The organism is Pseudomonas sp. AC463 (assembly GCF_979253585.1).
The window spans coordinates 131,423-155,648 of record NZ_CEEDDZ010000003.1 but is presented as its reverse complement, the minus strand read 5'-3'; the positions used below and the strand labels follow the sequence as shown (position 1 = coordinate 155,648).

22 protein-coding genes and 1 pseudogene are annotated in these 24,226 nt (G+C 63.1%); 14 read left to right on the top strand and 9 right to left on the bottom strand.

Translation table 11 applies throughout. From position 1 onward, the window contains the following. The first annotated feature begins 11 nt into the window (after positions 1–11). The 3 genes from AC0IYH_RS04735 to AC0IYH_RS04725 are packed head-to-tail and all read left to right on the top strand — an operon-like array spanning position 12 to position 2,919. On the top strand, positions 12–1,151 hold the full coding sequence (locus tag AC0IYH_RS04735; RefSeq protein WP_471833098.1) for a branched-chain amino acid ABC transporter substrate-binding protein: 1,140 nt from the start codon (positions 12–14) through the stop codon (positions 1,149–1,151). Between the two features lie 57 nt (positions 1,152–1,208). Beyond that, positions 1,209–1,691: an L-2-amino-thiazoline-4-carboxylic acid hydrolase gene (locus AC0IYH_RS04730; protein WP_116629704.1), complete on the top strand. Its 483-nt coding sequence runs from the start codon at positions 1,209–1,211 to the stop codon at positions 1,689–1,691. Beyond that, positions 1,684–2,919 (top strand): Zn-dependent hydrolase, encoded by a 1,236-nt coding sequence (locus AC0IYH_RS04725; RefSeq protein WP_471833097.1) that lies wholly within the window; start codon positions 1,684–1,686, stop codon positions 2,917–2,919. The genes AC0IYH_RS04730 and AC0IYH_RS04725 overlap by 8 nt, the downstream gene beginning before the upstream one ends. A 131-nt stretch (positions 2,920–3,050) precedes the next feature. Here the strand turns inward: AC0IYH_RS04725 and AC0IYH_RS04720 are convergent, their stop codons facing one another. Beyond that, the gene (locus AC0IYH_RS04720; RefSeq protein WP_122771781.1) at positions 3,051–3,839 is read right to left on the bottom strand and encodes an AraC family transcriptional regulator; all 789 of its coding nucleotides are present in this window, start codon (positions 3,837–3,839) and stop codon (positions 3,051–3,053) included. A gap of 85 nt (positions 3,840–3,924) precedes the next feature. Between AC0IYH_RS04720 and AC0IYH_RS04715 the strand changes: the two genes are divergently transcribed. From AC0IYH_RS04715 to AC0IYH_RS04690, 6 genes and pseudogenes are all read left to right on the top strand, one after another. Beyond that, the gene (locus AC0IYH_RS04715; protein ID WP_471833096.1) at positions 3,925–4,923 is read left to right on the top strand and encodes a bile acid:sodium symporter family protein; all 999 of its coding nucleotides are present in this window, start codon (positions 3,925–3,927) and stop codon (positions 4,921–4,923) included. A gap of 148 nt (positions 4,924–5,071) precedes the next feature. Continuing rightward, the gene (locus tag AC0IYH_RS04710) at positions 5,072–6,256 is read left to right on the top strand and encodes a sugar transporter (RefSeq protein WP_116629700.1); all 1,185 of its coding nucleotides are present in this window, start codon (positions 5,072–5,074) and stop codon (positions 6,254–6,256) included. A gap of 104 nt (positions 6,257–6,360) precedes the next feature. Further along, positions 6,361–7,278, top strand: a pseudogene (locus AC0IYH_RS04705) (type VI secretion system Vgr family protein); the annotation flags it as partial. Positions 7,279–7,410: 132 nt separating this feature from the next. Next, positions 7,411–8,115, top strand: a complete 705-nt coding sequence (gene aqpZ / locus AC0IYH_RS04700; RefSeq protein WP_116628801.1) for an aquaporin Z — start codon at positions 7,411–7,413, stop codon at positions 8,113–8,115. A 240-nt stretch (positions 8,116–8,355) separates the two neighbouring features. Then, on the top strand, positions 8,356–9,051 hold the full coding sequence (locus tag AC0IYH_RS04695) for a hypothetical protein (protein ID WP_122771783.1): 696 nt from the start codon (positions 8,356–8,358) through the stop codon (positions 9,049–9,051). Further along, entirely contained in the window at positions 9,048–9,944 is an 897-nt protein-coding gene (locus tag AC0IYH_RS04690; RefSeq protein ID WP_116628803.1) for a hypothetical protein, read from the top strand. The genes AC0IYH_RS04695 and AC0IYH_RS04690 overlap by 4 nt, the downstream gene beginning before the upstream one ends. Positions 9,945–9,994: 50 nt before the next feature. Here the strand turns inward: AC0IYH_RS04690 and tal are convergent, their stop codons facing one another. The 7 genes from tal to AC0IYH_RS04655 form a co-directional block, all read right to left on the bottom strand. Then, positions 9,995–10,918, bottom strand: a complete 924-nt coding sequence (gene tal, locus AC0IYH_RS04685) for a transaldolase (protein WP_116628804.1) — start codon at positions 10,916–10,918, stop codon at positions 9,995–9,997. Between the two features lie 21 nt (positions 10,919–10,939). Further along, the gene (locus tag AC0IYH_RS04680) at positions 10,940–11,893 is read right to left on the bottom strand and encodes a sugar-binding transcriptional regulator (RefSeq protein ID WP_116628805.1); all 954 of its coding nucleotides are present in this window, start codon (positions 11,891–11,893) and stop codon (positions 10,940–10,942) included. Between the two features lie 45 nt (positions 11,894–11,938). Then, complete coding sequence (locus tag AC0IYH_RS04675) at positions 11,939–12,739, bottom strand: glucose 1-dehydrogenase (RefSeq protein WP_116628806.1); 801 nt, start codon at positions 12,737–12,739, stop codon at positions 11,939–11,941. 9 nt (positions 12,740–12,748) lie between these two features. After that, positions 12,749–13,513, bottom strand: a complete 765-nt coding sequence (locus AC0IYH_RS04670; RefSeq protein ID WP_116628807.1) for an SDR family oxidoreductase — start codon at positions 13,511–13,513, stop codon at positions 12,749–12,751. Positions 13,514–13,599: 86 nt separating this feature from the next. Continuing rightward, a complete protein-coding gene (locus tag AC0IYH_RS04665; protein WP_471833095.1) occupies positions 13,600–15,108 on the bottom strand; it encodes a sugar ABC transporter ATP-binding protein in 1,509 nt (502 codons plus the stop codon). A gap of 15 nt (positions 15,109–15,123) precedes the next feature. Next, positions 15,124–16,056, bottom strand: coding sequence for a sugar ABC transporter substrate-binding protein (locus AC0IYH_RS04660; protein ID WP_101271522.1), 933 nt, complete (start codon positions 16,054–16,056; stop codon positions 15,124–15,126). A 50-nt stretch (positions 16,057–16,106) separates the two neighbouring features. Further along, positions 16,107–17,114 (bottom strand): ABC transporter permease, encoded by a 1,008-nt coding sequence (locus AC0IYH_RS04655; protein ID WP_116628809.1) that lies wholly within the window; start codon positions 17,112–17,114, stop codon positions 16,107–16,109. Positions 17,115–17,463: 349 nt separating this feature from the next. Between AC0IYH_RS04655 and AC0IYH_RS04650 the strand changes: the two genes are divergently transcribed. The 3 genes from AC0IYH_RS04650 to AC0IYH_RS04640 are packed head-to-tail and all read left to right on the top strand — an operon-like array spanning position 17,464 to position 20,703. After that, positions 17,464–18,300 carry a transketolase gene (locus AC0IYH_RS04650; protein WP_471833094.1) on the top strand — a complete coding sequence of 279 codons (837 nt, stop codon included), beginning with the start codon at positions 17,464–17,466 and terminating at the stop codon, positions 18,298–18,300. Further along, positions 18,290–19,222, top strand: a complete 933-nt coding sequence (locus AC0IYH_RS04645) for a transketolase family protein (protein ID WP_471833093.1) — start codon at positions 18,290–18,292, stop codon at positions 19,220–19,222. The genes AC0IYH_RS04650 and AC0IYH_RS04645 overlap by 11 nt, the downstream gene beginning before the upstream one ends. Positions 19,223–19,227: 5 nt before the next feature. Beyond that, complete coding sequence (locus AC0IYH_RS04640; RefSeq protein ID WP_116628812.1) at positions 19,228–20,703, top strand: FGGY-family carbohydrate kinase; 1,476 nt, start codon at positions 19,228–19,230, stop codon at positions 20,701–20,703. 64 nt (positions 20,704–20,767) lie between these two features. Here the strand turns inward: AC0IYH_RS04640 and AC0IYH_RS04635 are convergent, their stop codons facing one another. Continuing rightward, the gene (locus tag AC0IYH_RS04635) at positions 20,768–21,712 is read right to left on the bottom strand and encodes an aliphatic sulfonate ABC transporter substrate-binding protein (RefSeq protein ID WP_471833092.1); all 945 of its coding nucleotides are present in this window, start codon (positions 21,710–21,712) and stop codon (positions 20,768–20,770) included. 235 nt (positions 21,713–21,947) lie between these two features. Here AC0IYH_RS04635 and AC0IYH_RS04630 point away from each other — a divergent pair, with 235 nt between their 5' ends. Beyond that, positions 21,948–22,886, top strand: a complete 939-nt coding sequence (locus tag AC0IYH_RS04630; protein ID WP_471833091.1) for an aliphatic sulfonate ABC transporter substrate-binding protein — start codon at positions 21,948–21,950, stop codon at positions 22,884–22,886. Next, positions 22,883–24,208, top strand: a complete 1,326-nt coding sequence (locus AC0IYH_RS04625) for an LLM class flavin-dependent oxidoreductase (protein WP_471833090.1) — start codon at positions 22,883–22,885, stop codon at positions 24,206–24,208. The genes AC0IYH_RS04630 and AC0IYH_RS04625 overlap by 4 nt, the downstream gene beginning before the upstream one ends. Positions 24,209–24,226 lie beyond the last annotated feature (18 nt).

Here is a 24,226-nt window from a genome sequence, read left to right as displayed (position 1 = left end):
AGGAAACACTGATGAAGACTTTCAAGAACACCGCATTGATCGGCCTGGCCCTCAGCAGCCTCGCGAGCGCCGTGGCCCAGGCTGACCAGACCGTGCTGATCGGCCTGGCCGGCCCGCTGACTGGCCCCTCGGCCCGTATCGGCAAAGACCTGGAAAACGGCGCGCAACTGGCCATCGACCAGGCCAACGCCAAGCACCCAAAAATCAACGGCGAGGCGGTGACGTTCAAGCTGGTCTCGGAAGACGACCAGTCCGACCCGCGCACCGCCGTCACCGTCGCCCAGCGGTTGGTGGATGAAGGCGTGGTCGGCGTGGTCGGCCACTGGAACACCGGCACCAGCATCCCGGCTGCGCGGGTCTACCACGACGCCGGGATTGCCCAGGTCGCGCCGGTGGCCACCGGGCATGCCTACACCCAGCAGGGTTTCGACACCAGTTTTCGCATCATGGGCCATGACGACGATGGCGGTCAGGTCGCCGGCGCCTACGCGCTGAACACCTTGAAGGCCCAGCGCATCGCCGTGATCGACGACCGCACCGCGTTCGGCCAGGGCCTGGCGGACCAGTTCGTCAAATCCATCGAAGCCGGCGGCGCCAAGGTGGTTGCGCGCGAATACGTGGACGACAAGACCATCGACTTCAGCGCCGTGCTCACCAATATCCGCAGCCAGAACCCGGACCTGATCTTCTTCGGCGGCGTCGACGCCCAGGCCGCACCGCTGGCGCGGCGCATCAAACAGTTGGGGATCAAGGCACCGTTGATGGGCGCCGGTGGGTTTGTCAGCCAGACCTTCCTGCAACTGGCGCAGAACGAAGGCGAGGGCGTGATTGCCCTGGAACCGGGCCTGGCCGTTGCGCAAATGCCGGGTGGCAAGGTGTTCGAACAGGCCTATAAAGAACGCTACAAGACCAACATTGAACTGCATGCGCCATTCGCCTATGACGGCGTCGGCGTGCTGGTGGCGGCCATCGAAAAGGCCGACTCCGTCGACCCGCAAAAGTACCTGCCGGTGCTGCGCGCCATCAGCTACCCGGGCGTGACGGGCACCATTGCGTTTGATGCCGAAGGCAACTTGAAAAAACCGTCGTTCACCGTTTATCAGGTCAAGGCCAACCAGTGGCAGCCGGTGAGCGTGGCGGGCGGCAAGTAAACATCTGTCGGGTGCCCTGCAGGGCACCCGATTCTGTGGAGCTGATGGAGGCACACAATGAGCAAACTGGAAGGTGAACTGGGCATCCTCGCCCGGCGGCGCATCGAAGCCGAAATCATCAAGCCGATCTACGAGATCTTGAAGCGCGAGCAGGGCAAGGAATTTGCCGCTGCGGTGATTGGCGAAGCCGTGGGCAATGCGGCGATCCAGGCCGGCAAGCATTTTGCCGCGCTGGAAGAGCAGGGCGCCGACCTCAAGAGTTTTGTCGAACTGCAAGTGCTGTGGGAGCAGGACGACGCGCTCAAAATCGACATCATCGCCAGCGATGCCGAGCGCTATGACTATGACGTCAAGCGCTGCCGCTACGCCGAGATGTACACCGAGATGGGCCTGGGCGAGATCGGCCACCTGTTGTCCTGCAATCGTGACGAGCTGTTTATCGTCGGCTACAACCCGGACATCGAACTGACCCGCACCCAGACCATCATGGGCGGCGACCACCGCTGTGACTTCCGCTATCGGGCCAAACCCCATGAATAACCTGGCACGGGTGAATGGTGAACGCCTGTGGGATTCGCTGATGGAAATGGCGCAGATCGGCGCTACCGAAAAGGGCGGCGTGTCGCGCCTGGCGCTTACCGACGAAGACCGCCGTGGCCGCGACCTGTTCGTGCAGTGGTGCGAGGCGGCCGGTTGCAGCATTCGCGTGGACGCCATGGGCAATATCTTCGCGCGCCGCGCCGGTCGCCAGGACCATCTGGCCCCGGTGCTCACCGGCTCCCATGGCGACTCGCAGCCCTTCGGCGGCAAGTACGACGGCATTTATGGCGTGCTCGCCGGCTTGGAAGTACTGCGCACCCTTAACGACCTTGGCATCGAAACCGAGCGCCCTATCGAAGTGGTCAACTGGACCAACGAAGAAGGCTCGCGTTTTGCCCCGGCGATGATTTCCTCCGGCGTGTATGCCGGTGTGTTCGACCTTGAATACGGCCTGTCCCGCGCCGACAAAACCGGCGTGACCATTGGTGAGGCCTTGCAGCAGATAGGCTATGCCGGCCCCGAGCCGGTCGGCGGCCAGGCCGTGCATGCGGCGTTTGAACTGCATATCGAGCAAGGCCCGATCCTGGAGGCCCAAGGCCTAACTATCGGCGTGGTCACCGGTGCCCAGGGCCAGCGTTGGTATGAAGTGGAATTGAGCGGCCGCAGCGCCCACGCCGGCACCACACCGATGGACCATCGCCTGGATGCGCTGCTGGGTTTTGCGCGGGTGGTCGAGGCCGTGAACGGCCTGGGCCTGGAGCAGGGCGCCGAAGGTCGGGCCACGGTGGGCATGGCGAACATCTTCCCCAACTCGCGCAACGTGGTGCCGGGGCGGGTGTTTTTCAGCGTGGAGTTCCGCCACCCGGACGAGGTCGTGCTGGCGCGCCAGGACCAGCAACTGCGCGACGCCGTGGCGCGCATCGCCGCGGGCATCGGCCTGCAGCACAGCGTGAAGCAGATATTCCAGTACGCGCCGATTGCCTTTGACCCGGACTGCGTGGAGGTGGTGCGCGCATCGGCTGAGGCGTTGGGCTACAGCCATCGGCGGATGATTTCCGGCGCCGGGCATGACGCCTGCTACCTGAACCAGGTGGCGCCGACGGCGATGATCTTTGTGCCGTGTGTGGATGGGCTGAGCCATAACGAGGCGGAAGAGATTTCCCCGGAATGGTCGACGGCGGGGGCGGATGTGTTGCTCCAGGCGATATTGGCCAAGGCCAAAATCTAAAGAATCACACAGTTAAAATGTGGGAGGGGGCTTGCCCCCGATAGCAGTGTTTCAGTTATAGATTTCTCAGCTGACACACCCTAATCGGGGGCAAGCCCCCTCCCACATTTGGATCTTCATCGTCTGTGAGGTCAGCGGAAGAACTCACCCGGCGTCGCATCAAACTGCTGACGAAACGCATTGATAAACGCCGACGTCGATTCATACCCACACCCCAATGCCACATCCGTCACCCGTTCGCCTTGCTCCAGGGCGGGCAGGGCGGTGAGCAGGCGCAGGCGCTGGCGCCAGGCCCGGAAGGTCAACCCGGTGTCACTGAGGAACAACCGGCTCAGGGTTTTCTCGCTGACGCCCAGCTTCTGGCTCCACTGCCCCAGCGTGGTCTGCTGCTCCGGGTGCAAATTCAGGCTGCGGTAGATCTGGCGCAAGCGCGGGTCCAGCGGCAAGGGCAGCATCAAATCCACCTGCGGCGCGGCGGCGAGCTGGTCGAGCACCACCTGGGCGAGCCTGCCGTCCGGCCCGTCCTCGGCGTATTCCACCGGCAGCTCGCTGAAGCTGCGGATCAACTCGCGCAACAGGCTGCTGACTTCCAGTACATGGCACGCCTCGGTCGCCCAGGCGGTGACGCTGCAATCGAGGTACAGGCTGCGCATCTCGGTGTGCGGCGAGCTGTACACCCGGTGCGGCATGCCGGCCGGAATCCACACCGCGCGTTGCGGCGGCGCGACGAAGCGGCCGACGCTGGTCTGGATCTCCAGCACCCCGGAAATCGCGTAGGACAATTGCACCCACGGGTGGCTGTGCCGACGGGTGAGGGCGCGATTAGGCAGCGATTCGGTGCGCCCATACACCGGGCGCGGCAGGCTGGAAAGCCCGGGCACACTGCGGCGCACGGCCTTGTCATGTCCTTTAGGCGGCATTTACTGGCTCATTGGCGTTAGTCGGTAACAAGCCGTTACGTTAGAGTCGTGACGATGCTCTTGGCAACCCCTGGAAGATTTGCTTATGACCCGCCCGCGTTTTCTGCCCGACAACTTCACCCTGACGCTGATCGCCACGGTGATCCTCGCCTCCCTGCTGCCCGCCAGCGGCCAGACCGCCGTGGCCTTCGGCTGGGTGACCAACCTGGCGATTGCGCTGCTGTTTTTCCTGCACGGCGCCAAGCTGTCGCGCCAGGCCATCGTCGCCGGCGCCGGCCATTGGCGCCTGCACCTGCTGGTGTTCAGCCTGACCTTCGTGCTGTTCCCGCTGCTGGGCCTGGCGTTCAAGCCGGTGCTGTCGCCGCTGATCGGCAAAGACCTGTACATGGGCATGCTCTACCTGTGCGCCTTGCCGGCCACGGTGCAATCGGCGATTGCCTTTACGTCGCTGGCGCGCGGCAACATCCCGGCGGCCATTTGCAGTGCGGCGGCGTCCAGCCTGTTCGGGATCTTCTTGACGCCGCTGCTGGTGACCTTGCTGCTGAATGTGCACGGTGAGGGCGGTTCCACCGTGGATGCGATCCTGAAAATCAGCGTGCAACTGCTGCTGCCGTTTATCGCCGGGCAGATCGCGCGGCGCTGGATCGGCGCGTGGGTAGGGCGTAACAAGTCCTGGCTCAAGTTCGTCGACCAGGGCTCGATTCTGCTGGTGGTCTACGGTGCGTTCAGCGAAGCGGTCAACGAAGGCATCTGGCACCAGATCCCGCTGTGGGAGCTGGGCGGGCTGGTTGTGGCCTGCTGCGTGTTGCTGGCCCTGGTGCTGGTGGCGTCTACCGTGCTGGGCAAGGCGTTCGGCTTTAACCAGGAAGACCGCATCACGATTCTGTTCTGCGGCTCGAAGAAAAGCCTGGCCACCGGCGTGCCGATGGCCCAGGTGCTGTTTGCCGGGGCGAGCATGGGTGTGCTGATTTTGCCGTTGATGCTGTTTCACCAGATCCAGCTGATGGTCTGTGCAGCGCTGGCGCAACGCTATGCAAAACGGCCGGAAAGCATTCCGGAGCTGATGGGCCAGGTGGATCCTTAATCCAGCGGCCACTTGGGGAGTGCGACAAATACGCGCAGGCCTTCCGTAGGATCAGCGTCAACAGCGCGGCGAGAAACCTATAGAATGCCGGGCGACGGCGCTTGTCCTGGGTGGCCGTTTGATCACCGTCAGAGTACCGCGCCCGTAAATGAGCATTTCAGCCGCAACGCCCCAAGCCAACTGGCAACCGGTCATCGCCCTCGCGTTGGCCGCCTTTGTGTTCAACACCACCGAATTCGTGCCGGTCGGGCTGCTCAGCGCCATCGGCGCCAGCTTCGACATGCCTATCGCCAGCGTCGGTTTGATGCTCACCATCTATGCCTGGATCGTGTCGCTGACCTCGCTGCCGGTGATGCTGCTGACCCGCAACGTGGAGCGGCGCAAGTTGCTGATCGTGCTGTTCGGCATGTTTATCGCCAGCCATGTTCTTTCCAGCGTGGCCACCAGCTTTGGCATCCTGATGCTTAGCCGGGTCGGCATTGCCTTGTCCCATGCGCTGTTCTGGTCGATCACCGCCTCGCTGGCGGTACGCCTGGCACCGGAAGGCAAACAGGTGCAAGCCCTTGGCCTGCTGGCTACCGGCACCTCGCTGGCGATGGTCCTGGGCATCCCCCTCGGCCGCCTGCTCGGCGAAGCCATGGGCTGGCGCACCACCTTCCTGGTGATTGGCGCGTTCGCGGCGGCGCTGGTGTTCTGGCTGGCGCGCACCTTGCCGTTGTTGCCGAGCCAGAACTCCGGTTCGTTGCGCAGCCTGCCGCTGCTGTTCAAGCGCCCGGCGCTGGTGGCGCTGTATGTGCTCACCGCGCTCACGGTGACCGCGCAGTTCACCGCCTACAGCTACATCGAACCCTTCGTCGAAGGCGTCGCCGGCATGGGCGGCGGCGCGGTCACTCTGATCCTGCTGGTGTTCGGCGGCGCGGGCATCATCGGCTCGCTGCTGTTCAGCCTGGTGCACCGCTTCAACCCACACCTGTTCGTGGTCGGCGCGGTGTTTATCCTGGCCGCGTGCCTGGCGCTGATGCTGCCGTTGAGCGGCGCCGAATCCTACCTGGTGATCCTGAGCATCTTCTGGGGCATGGCAATCATGGGCTTCGGCCTGGCCATGCAATCCAAGGTGCTGGTGCTGGCCCCGGACGCCACCGACGTGGCCATGGCCATGTTCTCCGGCATCTACAACATCGGCATCGGCGGCGGCGCCCTGATGGGCAGCTGGGTCGGCAGCCACTTCGGCTTCGCCTGGATCGGCGCGGCGGGCGGCTTGCTGGCGGCGGTGGCGTTGATCGGGTATTGCCTGGCGATTCGCAAGTTTGGCACGGGTGTGGCGCCCGGCTGAAAACGTGATCAGGAAGTGCCTGTCTCGTACAGTCGACTTTTCCGACATTAATCACCGATAGCAAATCTTTACTCTCTGGACTCTTGCGTCCAGGAGTAAAGGGAATGACTTCCAGCGTACTGCCCAGCGTCTTTTTCGACCACAGCCGCCACACCCTGAGTGTGCGCAAGGTCGAAGCCCGGCTCGATGTCTTGGCCTTCACGGGCCACGAACACCTCAGCCAGCCCTACAGCTACACCGTGGAATTCACCAGCACCGAGCGTGACCTGGCGGCGGACGCCTTGCTCGGCCAGGACGCCCGTTTCAGCCTGCACGCCGCGCCGCAAAAAAAACGCTCGTTTCTGGACCTTAGTGCAGAGGAAATCAAACCGCTGCGCACCTTGTATGGCGTGGTCACCGGCTTCACACGCAACTCCGGCTCCAGCGACCAGGCCAGTTATGCCGTCACCTTGCAGCCGCGCCTGGCGCTACTGGCGCGCGGTCGGCAGTACCGCATCTACCAGCACCAATCCGTGCCGGAAATCGTCGAAAGCATCCTGCGTAACCGCCACGGCTTCCTTGGCCAGGACTTCCTGTTCAGCCTGAAACGCGACTACCCCCGGCGCGAACAGGTGATGCAATACGGCGAAAGCGACCTGGACTTTATCGCCCGCCTGCTGGCCGAAGTCGGCATCTGGTACCGCTTCACCGCCGACGACCGCCTGGGTATCGATGTGGTCGAGTTCTGCGACGATCAACGCCTCTATCAGTTCGGCCTTGAGCTGCCATTACGCCCGCAGTCCGGGCTCGGCAGCAGCGGGCAGGACGGTGTGTGGCAACTGCAATCGAGCCACGCGGTGGTCGAGAAGCAGGTGCATATCCGCGCCTACCAGCACCGCGACGCCCGCGCCGACCTGAGCGGCGAAATCGACCAGACACGCGGTGCAACCACCACCTACGGCGAGGCTTACCACTACGCCGAACCCTACAGCGCGCTTGGCGACCGCTTGGATCAAGACGAACGCCTGCTAAGCGAAAGCGGCTAGCCAACAGCTCCCAGTCGACGCTAACGACCTGCACAACACAAACCAGATAAGTCTTACAGGGCACTTTGATGCCGATTGCTACCGTCGCCACGACCGCCCACATCCAGTGGTGACGGCGCGTGAACTGCAATGGAGTCGATTGTGCAAAAACGTCTGATCGCAGAGTTCCTGGGGACTTTCTGGCTGACCTTCGGCGGGTGTGGCAGTGCCATTCTGGCGGCGGCATTTCCTGGGTTGGGCATTGGTTTTGCCGGGGTGTCCCTGGCCTTCGGGCTTACCGTGTTGACCATGGCCTATGCCGTGGGCGGCATTTCCGGCGGGCACTTCAACCCGGCGGTGACCATCGGGCTGTGGGTGGGGCGCCGCGTACCGGCCATTGATGTACTGCCGTACATCGTGGTGCAGGTGGTGGGCGCAATTGCGGCGGCGGCGGCGTTGTACGTGATCGCCAATGGGCAGCCCGGTTTCGAGCTGGGTGGCTTTGCCGCCAACGGCTTCGGCCCGTTGAGCCCCGGCCTGTTTGACATGAAGGCCGCGCTGCTGGCCGAAGTGCTCGCCACGTTCTTCTTTGTGCTGATCATCATGCGCGTGACTGCACCGGGCGCGGCTCCCGGCTTTGCGCCGATTGCCATCGGACTGGCGCTGACCTTGATTCACCTGGTGCTGATCCCGGTGACCAACACCTCGGTCAATCCGGCGCGCAGCACCGGGCCGGCATTGTTTGCCGGGCCGGAGTACATCTCGCAGCTGTGGCTGTTCTGGGTGGCGCCGATTGCCGGCGGGGTGCTGGGCGCATTGGCCGCGCGGGGTCTGGGCACACGCGGGTCGGTTTGAATATCGCACCTTTGTGACGCGGTCGTGAAAAAGGAAGCTGTCAGGGAGACGCTTCCTTTTTTTTGCGTTATAAAATCGCACCGCTACCGTTGGTCGACTTTCATTGTTCAGAAAGTTATTAAGTTGACGTCATTTTTCCTGCCTTCTAATATCGCCAGCCATTGATGGCATAGTGATATTAGTTGTCCGTCTGCTGTGCCCGACATTGCTTACACACCTCACCCTTAAAAGGACTTTCCCGTGGGATTTCGCGCGTTCCGAAACTGTATTGCCCTGATTTTTGTATGCTCCGGCCTGTTTGGCTGCGCGGCCAATATTCAAAAGCCCATCGAACTCGACGCCCAATTCTGGAGTGACAAGAACCAGACCATCGGCGTAGCCATGAGCACCTTGCCGCCGTCGGAACTGGTGTTGGCCGGACAACAGGGGCTGTTGGACCTGGCGATCAACAAGGGCATCAACAGCAAGCTCAGCGATCAGGTCAGCACCTGGAAGCTGCAGGACACCACGTCGATCCCGGATGAAATCGTCGCCAAGCTGGTGGCCAAGGGTTACAAGGCCAAGCGCATCGACGACGCCGTCGACGTCAAGTTGTTCAAGGAAAACAAATTCCGCGAAGGTTTCTTTGGCCGCGACTTGACGCCGTTGCAAGCCAAGTACGGCGTGGATCGCCTGCTGCTGATTTCCTACACCGCGAGCGGCGCCTACCGCACCTACTACAGCGTGGTGCCAACCAGCGTACCGACCCCGCAAGTCGGCGGTATCGGCCTGGTGGTCGACCTGCATGACAACCACCTGCTCTGGTACAAGCCGTTCGCCGTGACCCAGCCCGCCCAGGGCGAGTGGGACCAGCCCAACTACAGCAACCTGTCGAACGCCTACTACCAGGCCGTGGACAGCAGCCGCCAACTGGTTATTACCCCGTTCGCCCAATGAGGGCGTTGCGTTGCGCCATGCTGGCCGCCGGCAGCCTGTTGCTCGGTGCCTGCGCCCAGCAACCGTTGCCGGAGCGCGGTTTCAACACGCCGTCGGCGCTGTCGTATGTGAATGCCCACGGGGCCAAGGTCGAGGTGCGGTTGCCGACCGAAGGCTTCATCACCGCGTCGATGGTGATTGACAGCAAGACCGCCCTGAGTGCCGCGCAGACCACCGACAACGTGACCCGCAACGCGGTGGGCGCGGGTGGCGTGGTGGGCTTGTTGATCGCCAGCGCCATCAACACCCGCACCGGTGTTGGCGCGCTGGAGCGCGATGCACGCCAGAGTGCCGAACACGACTCGCGACCGATGGCGGCATTGCTCGCGGAGCAGAACCTGGACACGCTGTTTACCCAACGCTACCAGCAGACTGGCCTGGCGGCAGGCTTGCCTGCGGCACAAGGGCAGGTCAGCGCACTGGTGTTGATTGAGCCGCGCCTGGTGCTCAGCGCCGACCGTGGCAGCTTCGTGCTGGTCAACCGCGTACAGGTGCAGGACATCGCCGGCTCCGTGCTCTACCAGCGGCGGATCGAAGTGGTCGGCCAGCCGTTCCGCAGTTGCGGCGCGCAGTGCATCGACGACGGCCACCTGGAAACCGCCAAGGTCAACGAGCAGCTTGAACGCTGCATCGACGAGTCCATGCGCGTGCTGGCCCAAGACCTGCGCGCCGCCGACAACCCGGCCGAGGTCGAGCAGACCGTGCGCTACGTGCTTGATGGCCGTCGCGTGGTCGAGCGCGGCCGGGTGCTGCCTTCGGCCGGCGTCTACAGCCGCTACCGAAACCTCGACGGCGCGATCAAATCGGTGCCCATGCCGTTTGAAAACGTGGCCGTGCAACGCGTCACGCCGTAACGGGCAGACGTTGCGCAGGCCCCATCGGGCACTGCGCGACGCCTTCAGCTTTACGGATTGCTCAGCAGTTTCTCGAGTTTTTCCTGGTCCCGCGCGAACTGGCGAATGCCTTCGGCGAGTTTCTCGGTAGCCATCGCATCTTCGTTGGAGGCCCAGCGGAACTGCGCTTCGGTCAGGTTTTGACGCGGCTCGCCGTCGGCGCCAGGCGCCAGTTTACGTTCCAGGGTGCCCTGGTCTTCGTCGAGTTTTTGCAGCAGGTCGGGGCTGATGGTCAGGCGGTCGCAACCGGCCAGCTCTTCGATCTGGCTGAGGGTACGGAAGCTGGCGCCCATGACCACGGTGTTGATCTGGTTGGCCTTGTAGTAGTTGTAGATGCGCGTCACCGACTGCACGCCTGGGTCCTCGGCGCCGGTGTAGTCCTGGCCGGTGCTCTTGCGGTACCAGTCGTAGATGCGGCCCACGAACGGCGAGATCAAAAACACCCCGGCGTCCGCGCAGGCCTGGGCCTGGGCGAAGGAGAACAGCAGGGTCAGGTTGGTCTGGATGCCGGCCTTTTCCAGGCGCTCGGCGGTGCGGATGCCTTCCCAGGTGGAGGCCAGTTTGATCAGCACGCGGTCACGGCCGATGCCGGCCTGGTCGTACAGGGCGATCAACTGGTTGGCCTTGGCCCACAGCGCGTCTTCGTCGAAGGACAACCGCGCGTCGACTTCGGTGGAGATACGCCCCGGGATCACCTTGAGAATCCCTGCACCTACCGACACCGCAAAGTGGTCGCAGGCCAGGTCGACATCGCCCTTGGACAGCGTCACGGCGCTGCGCAGCAGCTCGGCGTATTCCGGGATGGCGGCGGCCTTGAGCAGCAGCGAAGGGTTGGTGGTGGCGTCCACCGGGCGCAGGCGGCTGATGGCTTCGAGGTCGCCGGTGTCGCAGACCACGGTGGTGAATTGCTTGAGTTGTTCGAGCTTGGACGTCATAGCGGCTGTCTCCAAAAAAGGTTATTGGTTGAGGGCCTGTGCGGTATCCAGGTCGGTGATCAGGATGTCCAGGTAGCCGCCCTTGAGCGCGCCACGAATCGCCTGGACCTTGTTCAGCCCGCCGGCCAGGCCGAGCACTCGGTGGATGGCGCGCAACTTGGGCAGCGCCACCGACACCACGAATTCTTCATCTTCTTCCAGCACCGGTTTGCCCTGGGCATCGAAGTAACGCAGGCAGATATCGCCGACGGCGCCGCGCTCGGCCAACAGGCGCAGCATGTCTTCGGTGTAGTAGTTGCCGCTGTTGCGCAGCAGCTGCGAGGGCTCCAGGTCGCCGATGCCGACAATCGCCAGGGTGATGCTGTCAAAGCGTTGCAGCACTTCCTTGACCTCTTCCATTTGCACGATGCGCTGCTTGCTCTGCACCGATTGCTCGATGCTCTGCGACGGCAGCAGAAACGCCGGGCAGTTGAGCAGGGTGGCCAGGCGCTGGGTCAGCAGGGTGGCTTCAAACGCACCTTTGTTGCCGACGCCACCCAGCAGTTGTACCACTTCCTGAGCGGCCTGTTTGCCCGGTTGCGCGTGCAAGTGCCCGACCATGGCGCGAATGGTGCTGCTCCACGACGAAATGCCGATATGGTCCTGGGGCGACAGGCTGGTTTCGAGGTAATGCGCAGCGGCCGAGCCGATGGCTTGCTTGATGCTTTCATCGTTGCCGGGTTCGGTGGCTTCTACCACGATCACCCGGCGTACGCCGTAGCGGCGCTGCAACTGGGTTTCCAGCTCCAGGTGCAGGCCTTGCAGGCGCATCACGCTGATCTTCACCACGCCTTCCTGCAGCGCCCGGCGCAGGGCGCGGCTGATAAACGACTGGGACAGGTCCAGCTGCGTGGAGATTTCGGACTGCTTGAGCCCTTCTTCGTAATAGAGGCTCGCGATCTTGGTGATCAGTCGCTGTTCTTCGATTTGGCTCATGAAGGCCTCAATGGTTGACTCAATGCGGGTGAGGATACCAAACCCTTACGACATGATCAGGCCGCCGTCGATATTGATCGCCTGGCCGGTCAGGTAGGCCGCGTCGTCCGAGGCCAGGAACGCCACCAGGCCGGCCACATCCGACGGCTTGCCGGCGCGGCGCAGGGGGATGTTCTTGACCCATTCGGCCATCAACTCGCCCTTGCCGTAGCGTTTTTCGTCGGTGCTGAGGATCTCGCCCCACACGCGGTCGTTGTAGTCCCACATCTCGCTTTCGATGATGCCCGGGCAAAACGCGTTGACCGTGATGTTATGCGGCGCCAGCTCCAGGGACAGGCTCTGGGTGATACCGATCACGCCCATCTTGCTCGCGGCGTAGTGCGGCGTATAGATAAACCCCTGGCGGCCCTGGCCGGAGGAGGTGTTGATCAAGCGCCCGCTGCCTTGCTTGACCATGTATTTGGCCGCTTCCCGGCAGCCCAGCCACACGCCGGTGGTGTTGACCTGCAGCACCTTGTCGAAGTCGGCGCGGGGCATTTTGTCGTAGTGATCGATGGTGATGATGCCGGCGTTCTGCACTGACACGTCGATGCTGCCAAAGCGCGCGTGGCCTTCGCGGTAGAGCTTTTCGATGTCGGCCTCGTTAGTGACATCGATGCCGAGGGCGAGGGCGTTGACCCCGTATTCCTGGGCCAATTGGTCGGCGGTGAAGGTCACGCGTTCCAGGTCATTGGAGGCCAGCACCAGGTTGGCGCCTTCCTGGGCAAAACGCTCGGCAATGCCGGCGCCGATGCCACGGCAGGCGCCGGTGATGACTACAGTTTTACCGCTGAATCGTTGCGACATGACGAGCTCCTACCAGCAGACAAAACCGCCATCGACCAACAGGTCGACGCCGGTGCAAAAAGACGAGGCCTGGCTGACCAGGAAGATCGCCGGGCCGACCATTTCTTCCACGCTGGCCATGCGGCCCATGGGCGTGGTCTGTTCGAAAATCTTCACCTGGTCGGCGACTTCCGGGCGTGAGTTCATCGGCGTGGCGGTGTAGCCGGGGCTGATGCAATTGACGCGCAGGCCCTTGTCGGCCCATTCCATCGCCAGGCTTTTGCTCAAGTGGATCACCCCGGCCTTGGAGGTGTTGTAGTGCGCTTGCAACAAGCCCCGGTTGACGATGCTGCCGGACATGGAGGCGATATTGACGATGGCGCCTTTACCCCGCGGCAACATCACTGCGGCCTGGGCCTGGCAGCTGAGGAAGATGCCGGTGAGGTTGATGTCCAGGGTGGTCTGCCAGCGCTGCAGCTCGAGGTCTTCGGCGGCCTGGGCATTGGCGATGCCGGCACAGTTGACGGCCACGCTGAGTTCGCCGAGTTCCTGTTCGGTGCGGGCGACGGCGGCGTCCAGCGCGGCGCGTTCGGTGACCGTGCCGCTCAGGGCCAGGGCGCGACGGCCCAAGGCCTGGATGCGTTCTACGGTGCTGGCGATGCCGGGGCTGCCGGGGAGGTCAAAGCAGGCGACGTCGGCGCCGGCCTCGGCGAGGCCGACGGCGATGGCTTGGCCGATACCGCTGCCGGCACCGGTGACAAAGGCGACTTGGCCCTGAAGACTAAAAAGTTGCATGAATTACTCCAATCTTGAAATCACAGTAGGGCTAATGTGGGAGGGGGCAAGCCCCCTCCCACATTTGAATCTCTATAGGTCTTGGGTTATGCGGTGGCCATTTCCATTACCGAAACCGGGGTGGCCTCGCCGCGCTCCAGAATCCCCATCTGCCGGCCCCGGCTCATCACCATCACCCGATGGGACAGCCCCAGCACTTCATCCAGATCCGAACTCACCACAATCACCGCCATGCCCTTGGCCGCCAGGTCCGCAATCACTTCATAAATCGCCGCCCGCGCGCCCACGTCGATGCCGCGCGTTGGCTCATCGAGGATGAACACCTTGGGATTGCGCGCCAGCCACTTGGCAATGATGACCTTCTGCTGGTTACCGCCGGACAAACTGGAAATCCGCGACTGCGGCGCACCTTTAACTCCCAGGCGCGCCACCGCCGTGCGGGCAAATTCGCGCAGGGCAGCCGGGAACACCCAGCCGCTGCTATCCAGCAGGTCGGTGTTGCCGTAGATCAGGTTGTCTTCGATGCGATGCTCCACCACCACGCCTTGTTGCTTGCGGTCTTCGGGCACCAGCACCACACCGGCCTGGATCGCCTCGAAGGGGCTGCGCAGCTGGCGCACTTCACCGTCCAGCACCATATGCCCTTGAATGTCCTGGGCCGCACCGGCGATGGTGCGCACCAGCTCCGTGCGCCCGGCGCCGACCACTCCGGCAATGCCGAACACTTCGCCGGCGCGCACGCTGAAGTCGATGCCGTGCAAGGCGAACTCACGGCAGCTCAAGTCTTTGACCTGCAACATCACTTGGTCTTTTGGTGCTTGCAGGGCAGGGAAGATGCGTTCCAGGCTGCGCCCGACCATCTGTTCCACCAGCTCGCGCACCGGCACTTGCGCGGTGGCGTGCAGGGCGATCTGGCGACCGTCGCGCAGCACCAGCACGCGGTCGGCGATGCGCGCGATTTCTTCCAGGCGGTGGCTGATATAGATAAACGACACACCCTCGGCTTTCAGCCGCTCGACCTGCTTGAACAGCAGCTCGGTTTCCTCGCCACCCAGGGCGGCGGTGGGCTCGTCGAGAATCAACAGGCTGGCCTTGAGGGTCAGCGCCTTGGCGATTTCCACCAGTTGCTGGGCCGCCACGCTCAGGCCTTCGACCTTGCGCGACGCCGGCACCTTGAGCCCCAGGCGTTCCAACTGGATCTGCGCCTGGGCCTCGATGTACTCGCGGTCCACCCGCCCGTGACGCATGGGCAGGCGGCCGACGAAGATGTTCTCGGCGATCGACAATTGCGGCAGCAGGCGGATTTCCTGGTGGATCAGGCCGATCCCGGCATTCAGCGCCGCGCCCGGTGAAGCCGGAGCGTAAGGCGCGCCGAGCCAGGTCATGCTGCCCCCGGCTTCGGGTTGCACCAGGCCGGCGATGATCGACGACAAGGTGGATTTGCCCGCGCCATTTTCACCGAGCAAGGCCAGGACTTCGCCGGGGCGAATATCCACGTTGACCTGCGACAACACCTGCACCGGCCCGTAGGCCTTGCTGATATTGCGCAGGCACAGCACCGCGTCGGCGCTGTTATCCAGAGCTGCTGCTTGCATGACGACCTCCAAGGCTTACGGGTGCTGTTGCAGGAACGGCGCGACGTTTTCTTTGGTGGTCAGCACGGTCGGCAGCAGCTGCTCCTTGGGTACGGCTTTACCGGCTTTGAGGTCGATGGCCGAGGCCACGGCCAGGCGGCCCATCTTCTGGGTCTGCTGGGTCATGGTCGCGTTGAGCACGCCGCTTTCCACGGCTTTCAGGCCGGCGACGTCGCCGTCGAAACCGACCACCACGACTTTGTGGTCGAGGTTGCCGACCTTCACTGCCTGGGCAGCGCCGAGTGCCATGGCATCTGCGCGGCCGAAGAATACGGTAATGTTCGGGTCACGCTGGAGCAGGTCCTGAGCCACGGCGAAGCCTTTGTCCTGGGCCCATTCGGCGGGTTGCTGGGCCACGACCTTGAGGTCCGGGAAGGCTTTCAGGCCTTCTTCAAAACCCTTGGCGCGATCGTTCTCCGGCGTGGTGCCGAGCTGGCCTTGCAGGATCGCAATGCGGCCCTTGCCATCGGTGATTTTGCCCACGTACTCGGCCAGGGTCTTGGCGCCGGCCACGCTGTCGCTGGCGATAAACGTATCGCCGGGCGCGTCGGGGGCGTTGCGGTCCACGGCGATTACCGGGATGCCGGCGGCCTTGGCGGCTTTTACCGGCACACCGGCGGCGGTGGCGCCGGCGGGGATGTAGATCAACACGTCGATCTGGCGGGTGATCAGGTCTTCAATCTGGCTGACCTGGGTGGAGGAGTTGCCTTGGGCGTCCACGGTGATCACCTTGATCCCCTTGGCCTTGCCCTCGGCTTCCACCGATTGCTTGATCTGGTTGAAGAAGTCGGCCTGCAGGTTGGCCACGGCCAGGCCGATGGTCAGATCCTTGGCCCAGGTGGTGCCGGTGGCGGTGAGCGTTGCGGCAGCCAAAGCAGTAGCAATGAGCAGTTTCTTGGGGCTGAACATGTCGGTGACTCCTGGTTTTATTGTTGGAGGGTGTCAACTGTCGAACAGGTTTAACGGGCAGTGCTGGAACGGCGGCGCAGGGTGTCGATGGTCACGGCGAGGGCGATGACCACGCCGATCACCACTTGTTGAATAAACGGCGAGACGCCGAGCAGGTTGAGGCCATTGCGCAACACGCCAATGATCAACACACCGACCAAAGTGCCGCCGATACTGCCGACGCCACCGCTGAGGCTGGCGCCACCAATCACCACGGCGGCGATGGCGTCCAGTTCCAGGCTCAGGCCGGCGCTGGGTTGCGATGAGTCGAGGCGGGCGGCGAGGGTCACGGCGGCGATGCCGGCGAGGGCGCCGCTGATGGCGTAGACCCACAGGGTAATCGCACGCACCTTGATGCCCGACAGGCGCGCCACTTCCGGGCTACCGCCCATGGCATAGAGGTTGCGGCCACCGGCACGAAAGCGCAGGAACACCCAGGCCACCACCAGCATCACCAGAAACAGCCCGACGGTCGCCGAGAGAAAGCCGAAATGCCGCACCGTCGCCAGGCTGGTGAACCAGTCCGGGTAGCCGACGATCTGCCGGCCTTCGGTGAGGATATTTGCCAGGCCACGGGCCACCGACATCATGGTCAGCGTGGCAATGAATGGCGGCAGCTTGGCATAGGTGATCAACCCGCCGGACACCAGCCCGGCAAGCATGCCGCTGGCAATCGAGATCGGAATGGCGAAGCCCAGCGGCACCGCCTGATCCTGATAAAGCCAGCCGAGCATCATCATCGAGAAGGCCAGCACCGAGCCGACCGACAGGTCGATGCCGCCGATCACGATCACCGCCGTCATGCCAATCGCGAGGATGCCCAGCACCGTGACCTGATCGAGAATGTTCAGGCCATTGCGCAATGAGAAGAAGAATTCGGAACTGAAGGAGAAGACCAGCACCAGCAGCACAAGGCCGATCAGCGGGCCGCCGATGTTGCTGGGGAGCAGTTTCACCAGGCGTGGGCGCGGTGGCGGCTTGAGTTCGGCCGGGTGCTGGACAATAGCTTTGGTGTCCACAGTGTTCTCCTGATTTATTTTTTTTGGAGTGCTTTCAGGCGGCTTGAATATTTATGCGTGCCTGACTGTTAATTCAGATTCCAGTGACACCGTGTCAAAGTCAAGCGCTTAATTTTTCCGGTACGCCTCTAGACCGGTACTTTTATACGCCGCAAAGCCACGGGATAGATAAGCCCGCGTGGGATTTTGGCCGTCTGTCCGAGGGATTTATTTCATTTTTGAGCCGTTCGGTCACTTGACCGCGTGAGCGATCGGCGTCTAAATAGAAATATATTGTCACTGCTGAATAAATATTCAAAACAGCTTTTGGCACTTTCAACTCACGTGGTCAGCCCACAGGAGCCGCTGCATGAATGCCTTCCAGTACGACGCCCACCAGATCAAGGAACAGGCCCGCCTGATCCGCCGCCACGTGATCCGCCTGAATGCCGACTCACCGGCCGGCGGCCACACCGGGGCGGACCTGTCGGAAACCGACATCCTCGCGACCCTGTATTTCCGCATCCTCAACACCGGCCCGGAACGCACCCAGGACCCTGAGCGCGATATCTACATCCAGAGCAAGGGCCATGGCGTGGGCGGCTTGTATTGCTGCCTGGCGCAGGCGGGCTACATCCCTGAGGCGTGGTTGCCGACGTATCAGCATTTCAATTCCCACCTGCCGGGCCACCCGGTGCGCCAGAAAACCCCCGGTATCGAACTCAACACCGGCGCCCTCGGCCACGGCTTGCCGGTGGCGGTAGGGCTGGCGCTGGCGGCGAAGATGTCTGGCAGCAAAAAGCGCATCTATGTGCTCACCGGCGACGGCGAACTGGCCGAAGGCTCCAACTGGGAAGCGGCGATGGCCGCCGCCAAGTACGGCCTGGATAACCTGTTTGTGATCGTCGACAAGAACAAACTGCAACTGGCCGGGCTGACCGCCGAGATCATGCCGCTGGACCCGCTGGACGTGAAATGGGCCGCCTTCGGCTTCCGCGTCAGTGAGTGCGACGGCAATGACGTAGGTCAGTTGATCACCGCCCTGGAAAGCATGCAGACCCAGACCGGCGCGCCCCAGGTGCTGATTGCCCACACCATCAAAGGCAAGGGCGTGTCGTTTATCGAAGCCCGCCCCGAATGGCACCACCGCGTGCCCAAGGGTGATGAAATCAATGCAGCACTGGAGGAGTTGAACCATGGCGAGTGAACATTTGGCGAGTGTCATGGTGCAGGCCTTTATTGACGCAGTGGATGCCGGGCTGGATGTGGTGCCGGTGGTCAGCGACTCCACGTCCACGGCCAAGATCGGCCCGTTCATGCAGCGTTTTCCCGAGCGGCTGATCAACGTCGGGATTGCCGAGCAGTCGCTGGTCAGCGTCGCGGCGGGCCTCGCGCTGGGCGGCAAGATCGCCGCCACCTGCAACGCGGCGCCGTTTCTGATTTCGCGGGCCAATGAGCAGATCAAGGTCGATGTTTGCTACAACCAGGCCAACGTGAAAATGTTCGGCCTCAACGCCGGCGCCAGCTACGGCCCGCTGGCCAGCACCCACCACAGCATTGACGACATCTCGGTGATGCGCGGCTTCGGCAATGTGCAGATTTTTGCCCCGGCTGATGCGCTTGAATGCCGCCAGATAGTCGATTACGCCTTGCGCTACGAGGGCCCGGTGTATATCCGCCTCGACGGCAAAGCCTTGCCGGATGTGCATGGCGCCGACTACCAATTTCAACCCGGTCAGGTCGATATCCTGCGCCAGGGCGCCGACGTGAGCATCGTCGCCCTCGGCTCGGTGGTGCACGAAGCCGTGGACGCCGCCGCGTTGCTGGCGGAGCAGGGCATCCAGGCGCAGGTGATCAACCTGTCGTCGATCCGGCCCCTGCAGCGCGATGTGTTGCTCAGTGCCTTGAGCGGCACCCGCGCGGTGATCAGCGTCGAAGAACACAACATCAACGGTGGCGTCGGCAGCGTGGTGGCCGAAGTGCTGGCCGAAGCCGGGCTGGGTATCCCGTTGATTCGCCTCGGTATCGGCGATGGCGAATACGCCGCCGCCGGTGCGCGCGAACCGACCCGCGCCTTGCATAACATCGACGCGGCTGGGATTGTGGCGGCTGCCACTCGGTTGCGGTGAATGCAATGACGAATAACACTCCGCTGATCCTGGCGATAGACGAAGGCACCAGCAACGCCAAGGCGGTGCTGGTTAACGAACGTGGGCAGGTGATTGCCCGGGGTTCACGGCCGCTGAGCATCAGCCACCCTCAGGCCGGGTTCTCCGAACAGGACCCGCTGCTGATCTGGCAGAACACCCTGGCCGCGATTGAAGAATGCCTGGCGCAGGTCGACCGGCCAATCACCGCGCTGGCTGTCAGCAACCAGCGCGAGTCGGTGGTGGCCTGGGATCGGCAAACCGGTGAGCCGCTGTCGCCGTGCATCAGTTGGCAATGCCGACGCTCCACGGCGCTGTGCACGCAATTGCATGAGCAAGGCCACGAAGCGGTCATCCTGGAGAAAACCGGGCTGGCGCTGGACCCGATGTTTTCCGCGGGTAAATTCCGCTGGATTCTCGATAACCTGGAAAACGGCCACGCCCGCGCCGCCGCCGGCGAGATCTGCCTGGGCACGGTGGACAGCTGGCTGTTGTGGAAACTTAGCGGCGGCCAAGTGTTTGCCACCGATTATTCCAACGCGGCGCGCACGCAACTGTTCAATCTGCACACATGTAGCTGGGACCCTGCGCTGCTGGACCTGTTTGCGATTCCTTTGGCGGCGCTGGCGCCGATCCAGCCCAGCGCCGGTTTCTTTGCCGAAACCGTGGCGGTGGGCGGCTTGCCCGCCGGCATCCCGGTGATGTCGATGATGGGTGATTCCCACGCCGCACTCTACGGGCAGGGCGGTTTCGCCCCGGGGTTGGTCAAGGCCACCCTCGGCACCGGCTCATCCCTGATGACCCCCATGACCGGCCCGATTGCCTCCACCCACGGACTCTCCACTACATTGGCCTGGCACGACGGCGCCAAGCCCACGTTTGGCATGGAAGGCAATATCGTCCATACCGGCGCCGCCGTGCAGTGGGCCTCGCGCTTGGTGGCCGGGGAATCCCTGGACGCCTTGACCGAACAGGCCGCGCAACTGCCGGATAACGGCGGCGTGTACTTTGTGCCGGCGCTGTCCGGGCTGGGGGCGCCGCACTGGAAAGCCGACGCGCGCGGCTTGATCTGCGGGCTCACCGAAGCCACCTCCGGCGCGCATATTTTGCGCGCGTCGCTGGAGTCCATCGGCTATCAGATTCGCGATGTGTTCGAGGCCATGCAGCAGGATATCGGCAGCCCGTTGAAGGAGCTGTGGGTGGACGGCGGGGCGACGCGCAACCGCTGGCTGATGCAGTTCCTGGCCAACCTGCTGCAACGCCCGGTGGTGCGCAGCCTGTCGCCGGAAGTGTCGGCGCTGGGTGCGGCGCATTTGGCGGGGAGGGCGTTGGGGGTTTGGGCAAGTGATGCGGCGTTGGGTGAGTTGGAGCGCCAGCGCGAGCGGTTTGAGCCGCAGGAGGACCCTGCCATGGCGGCCCGCTATGCAGAATGGAAAAAGGCCCTGGCCCGAACCCTTCTCTAACAATAAATGGAGATCAAATGTGGGAGGGGGCAAGCCCCCTCCCACATTTAAAGCACAGCGGTTCTCAGGGCTTCCAGGTGTCTACATCCTTGGCATCAACCGCCTTGGGCAACAACCCCGCTTTAAAGAACGCATCCGCAATCTTCTGCTGCTCCCCCAACTGGTCAATGCTCACCGGCTGCACCTGATAGCTGCGGTGTGCATTCGCCGCCTCCACCGTGGCTACATCCAGATTGCCCCACAGCGGGCCGAGCACTTTGGCCGCGTCCTGCGGGTGGGTTTTCACCCATTGCCCGGCCTTTTCCAGCTGCGCATACACCACCTTCAACACCTCGGGATGCGCCTTGGCGTATGGCGTGCCGGTCAGGTAATAACGCTTGTAACTGGCCAGCCCTGCGCCATCGGCCAGGGTGCGCGTCGGCAGTTGCCGCTGCACGCTGGTGAGGAAGGGTTCCCAGGTCACCCAGGCGTCCACCTTGTTGTTCTCAAATGCCGCGCGACCATCGGCCGGCGACAGATACGCCGGCTCGATATCCGAGAACGCCAGGCCTGCCTTGGCCAGCGCGGCAATCAACAGATAGTGGGTGCCGGCCGCCTTGGTCACCGCGATTTTCTTGCCCTTCAAATCCGCCAGGTGCTGGATCGGCGAGTCCTTGCGCACCACGATGGCCTGGGCCGAAGGCGAGGGCGCTTCCTGGGCGAAGTAGGTGAGTTTGGCCTGGGCCGCCTGGGCGAAGATCGGCACGGTGTCGGCGACGTCGGCGCTGATGTCCACGTTGCCCACGTTCAGCGCTTCCAGCAGCGGCAGGCCGCTGGGGAATTCGTGCCAGGACACGTCGATGTTGTCGGCCTTGAGGGCTTTTTCCAGGGTGCCCTGGGTCTTCAACAGGGTAATCAGGGTCGAGGATTTCTGGTAGCCGATGCGCACGGTTTCCTGGGCATCCGCGCTCACGGCGACAGAAAAGGCCAGCAACCCGAGTACGGCGGCAAATGGACGACGTAGAGACATGGCGCGCTCGATCTTCAACGAAATAGCGCTGAGCATAAAGTTCTAAAAACCATTCGATAAATACTTTTTCGATCTGAGCTTAGGGCGCTTTTGGCGTGGTCCGACGAATCGGGCATATCCATAGAATCATAAGGTCCTTTCATAATCAGTCTTCATTAATATAATCAAAAGCGCTTTTATGCCGGGCGCTTATGCCTTGCTCGTGTTTCTTTCACCTCCCACGCCAAGGCCTTTCATGACGCTCAAAAAACTCATCGTCGCCGCCAGCCTGCTGTTTGCCGCAGCGGCGGCCCATGCCGAGCAAACCCTGGATATCAGCTACCAGCGCTCCTCCACCCTGTGGATTCTGCTCAAGCAAAATGGCCAGTTGGAGCAGCGCCTCAAGCCCCTGGGCTTTACCGTCAACTGGCATGAGTTCAGCACCGGCCTGCTCAGTTCGCTCAACGCTGGCAGCGTCGACTTGCACGCCGATGTGGCCGACGCCTTTGCGCTGTTCACCCAGGCCGCCGATGCGCCGCTGACCTACTACGCCCAGGAGAATTCATCGCCGGGCGCCCAGGCGATCATCGTGCAGGACCAGTCGCCGATCCACAGCATCGCCGACCTCAAGGGCAAAACCGTCGCCGTGTCGAAAGGCTCGGGCAGCAACTTCCTGCTGATCAGCGCGTTGAAAAAAGCCGGCCTGACCCTGGCCGATATCACCCCGCGTTACCTCGAAGCCCCGGACGGCGGCGCGGCGTTCGCCAATGGCAGCGTGGACGCCTGGGTGATCTGGGACCCGTTCCTCGCCACCCAACAGCTTGACCATCACGTGCGCGTGATTGCCGACGGCAGCGACGGCCTGGCCAACTACAACCGCTTCTACCTGGCCACAACCAAGTTCGCCAAAGCCCACCCGGACGTGCTGCAAGTGACTTTCGACACCCTGCGCGAGACCGGCCAGTGGGTCAAAGCCCACCCCAAGGAGGCGGCTGAAATCCTCGGCCCGCTGTGGGGCAACATCGCCCCGGCCACGGTGGCGCGCGCCAACAGCCGGCGCAGCTACGACATCATCCCGGTCAAGCTTGACAACCTCGCCGAACAGCAGCGCATCGCCGATACCTACTACGCCGCCAAGCTGATTCCCAAGCCGTTGAAGGTCAGCACTATCACCGTGTGGACGCCCAAGCCATGAGCCGCCAAATCCATCTTTCTGCGTTTTTGTTGAGCGGCCCGGTGGTGCACAGCCACGCGGTGTGGCGCCACCCGGAAACCGTCGGTAATTACCTCGACCCCGAGTACTACTCGCGCATTGCCAAGGTGGTGGAGGAGGGGCTGTTCGACTTCCTGTTCTTCGCCGACCGCCTGGCCGTCGGCGACCAGATGGGCGGCTCGCGCGAGTTCGCCTTGCGCTACGGCGCCCAGGACGCCACGCGCCTCGATCCGTTGCCGATCCTCTCCTATCTGATCGGCCAGACCAGCAAGCTGGGGCTGGGCGCGACGCGTTCCACCACCTACTACGAACCGGCGCATATCGCGCGGGAATTCGCCACCCTCGACCACCTGTCCAAGGGCCGCGCGGCGTGGAATATCGTTACTTCGATGAACGACAGCGAAGGGCGCCTGTTCGGCAAGGACAAGCACCTGGAACACGACCTGCGCTACGACCGCGCCGATGAGTTCGTGGAGGTGGCGCTGAAACTCTGGAACAGCTGGAGCCCGGGCGCGCTCAAGCTGGACCGCGAAAGCGGCGTGCTCGCCGACCCGGCGTTGATCCACTCGGTGCAGCACCAGGGCGAGTGGTTCAAGGTTGAAGGCCCGCTGAATATCCCGCGCACGCCCCAAGGCCGCCCGGTGCTGATCCAGGCCGGTTCCTCCGGGCGCGGTCGACGCTTTGGCGCGCGTTGGGCCGAGGCGATTTTTACCATTCACCCGCATTTGGCGGCCATGCGCGCGTTTCGCGATGACGTGCGCGCCCAGGTGGTACAGCAAGGCCGCGAGGCCGACAGCTGCAAAGTGCTGACGGCGGTGATGCCATTTATTGGCGGCAGCGAAGCCGAAGCCCGCGCCAAGCGCGATAAACACAACGCGTTGGCGCGGCCTGAACTGGGGTTGGTCACGCTGGCCTCGCAGCTGAATGTGGACCTGTCGCCATTCCCCCTCAGCGCCACCCTGGCCGAGATCGCCCAGTCGCCACTGATTCACCCGGCCGCTGCCGAAAAGCTGTTGATGCAAGGTCCGCAAACCTCCCTGGAACAACTCGGGCGCATCTTCGCCAGCAGCGTGCGCGTGCCGCAACTGGTGGGCACCGGGGCGCAGGTCGCCGACCAGTTGGCCGAGCTGTTCGAGCAAGGCGGGTGCGACGGCTTTGTGATTTCGCCGGGTTACCTGCCGGGGTCTTTTACGGAGTTTGTCGAGAGCGTGATTCCGCATCTGCAGCGCAAGGGTTTGTTCCGCACCGCATATGAAGGTTCGACGCTGCGCGAGCACTTGGGCCTCGCCGATCTCAACCACTGATTTTACTAAAGGGATATT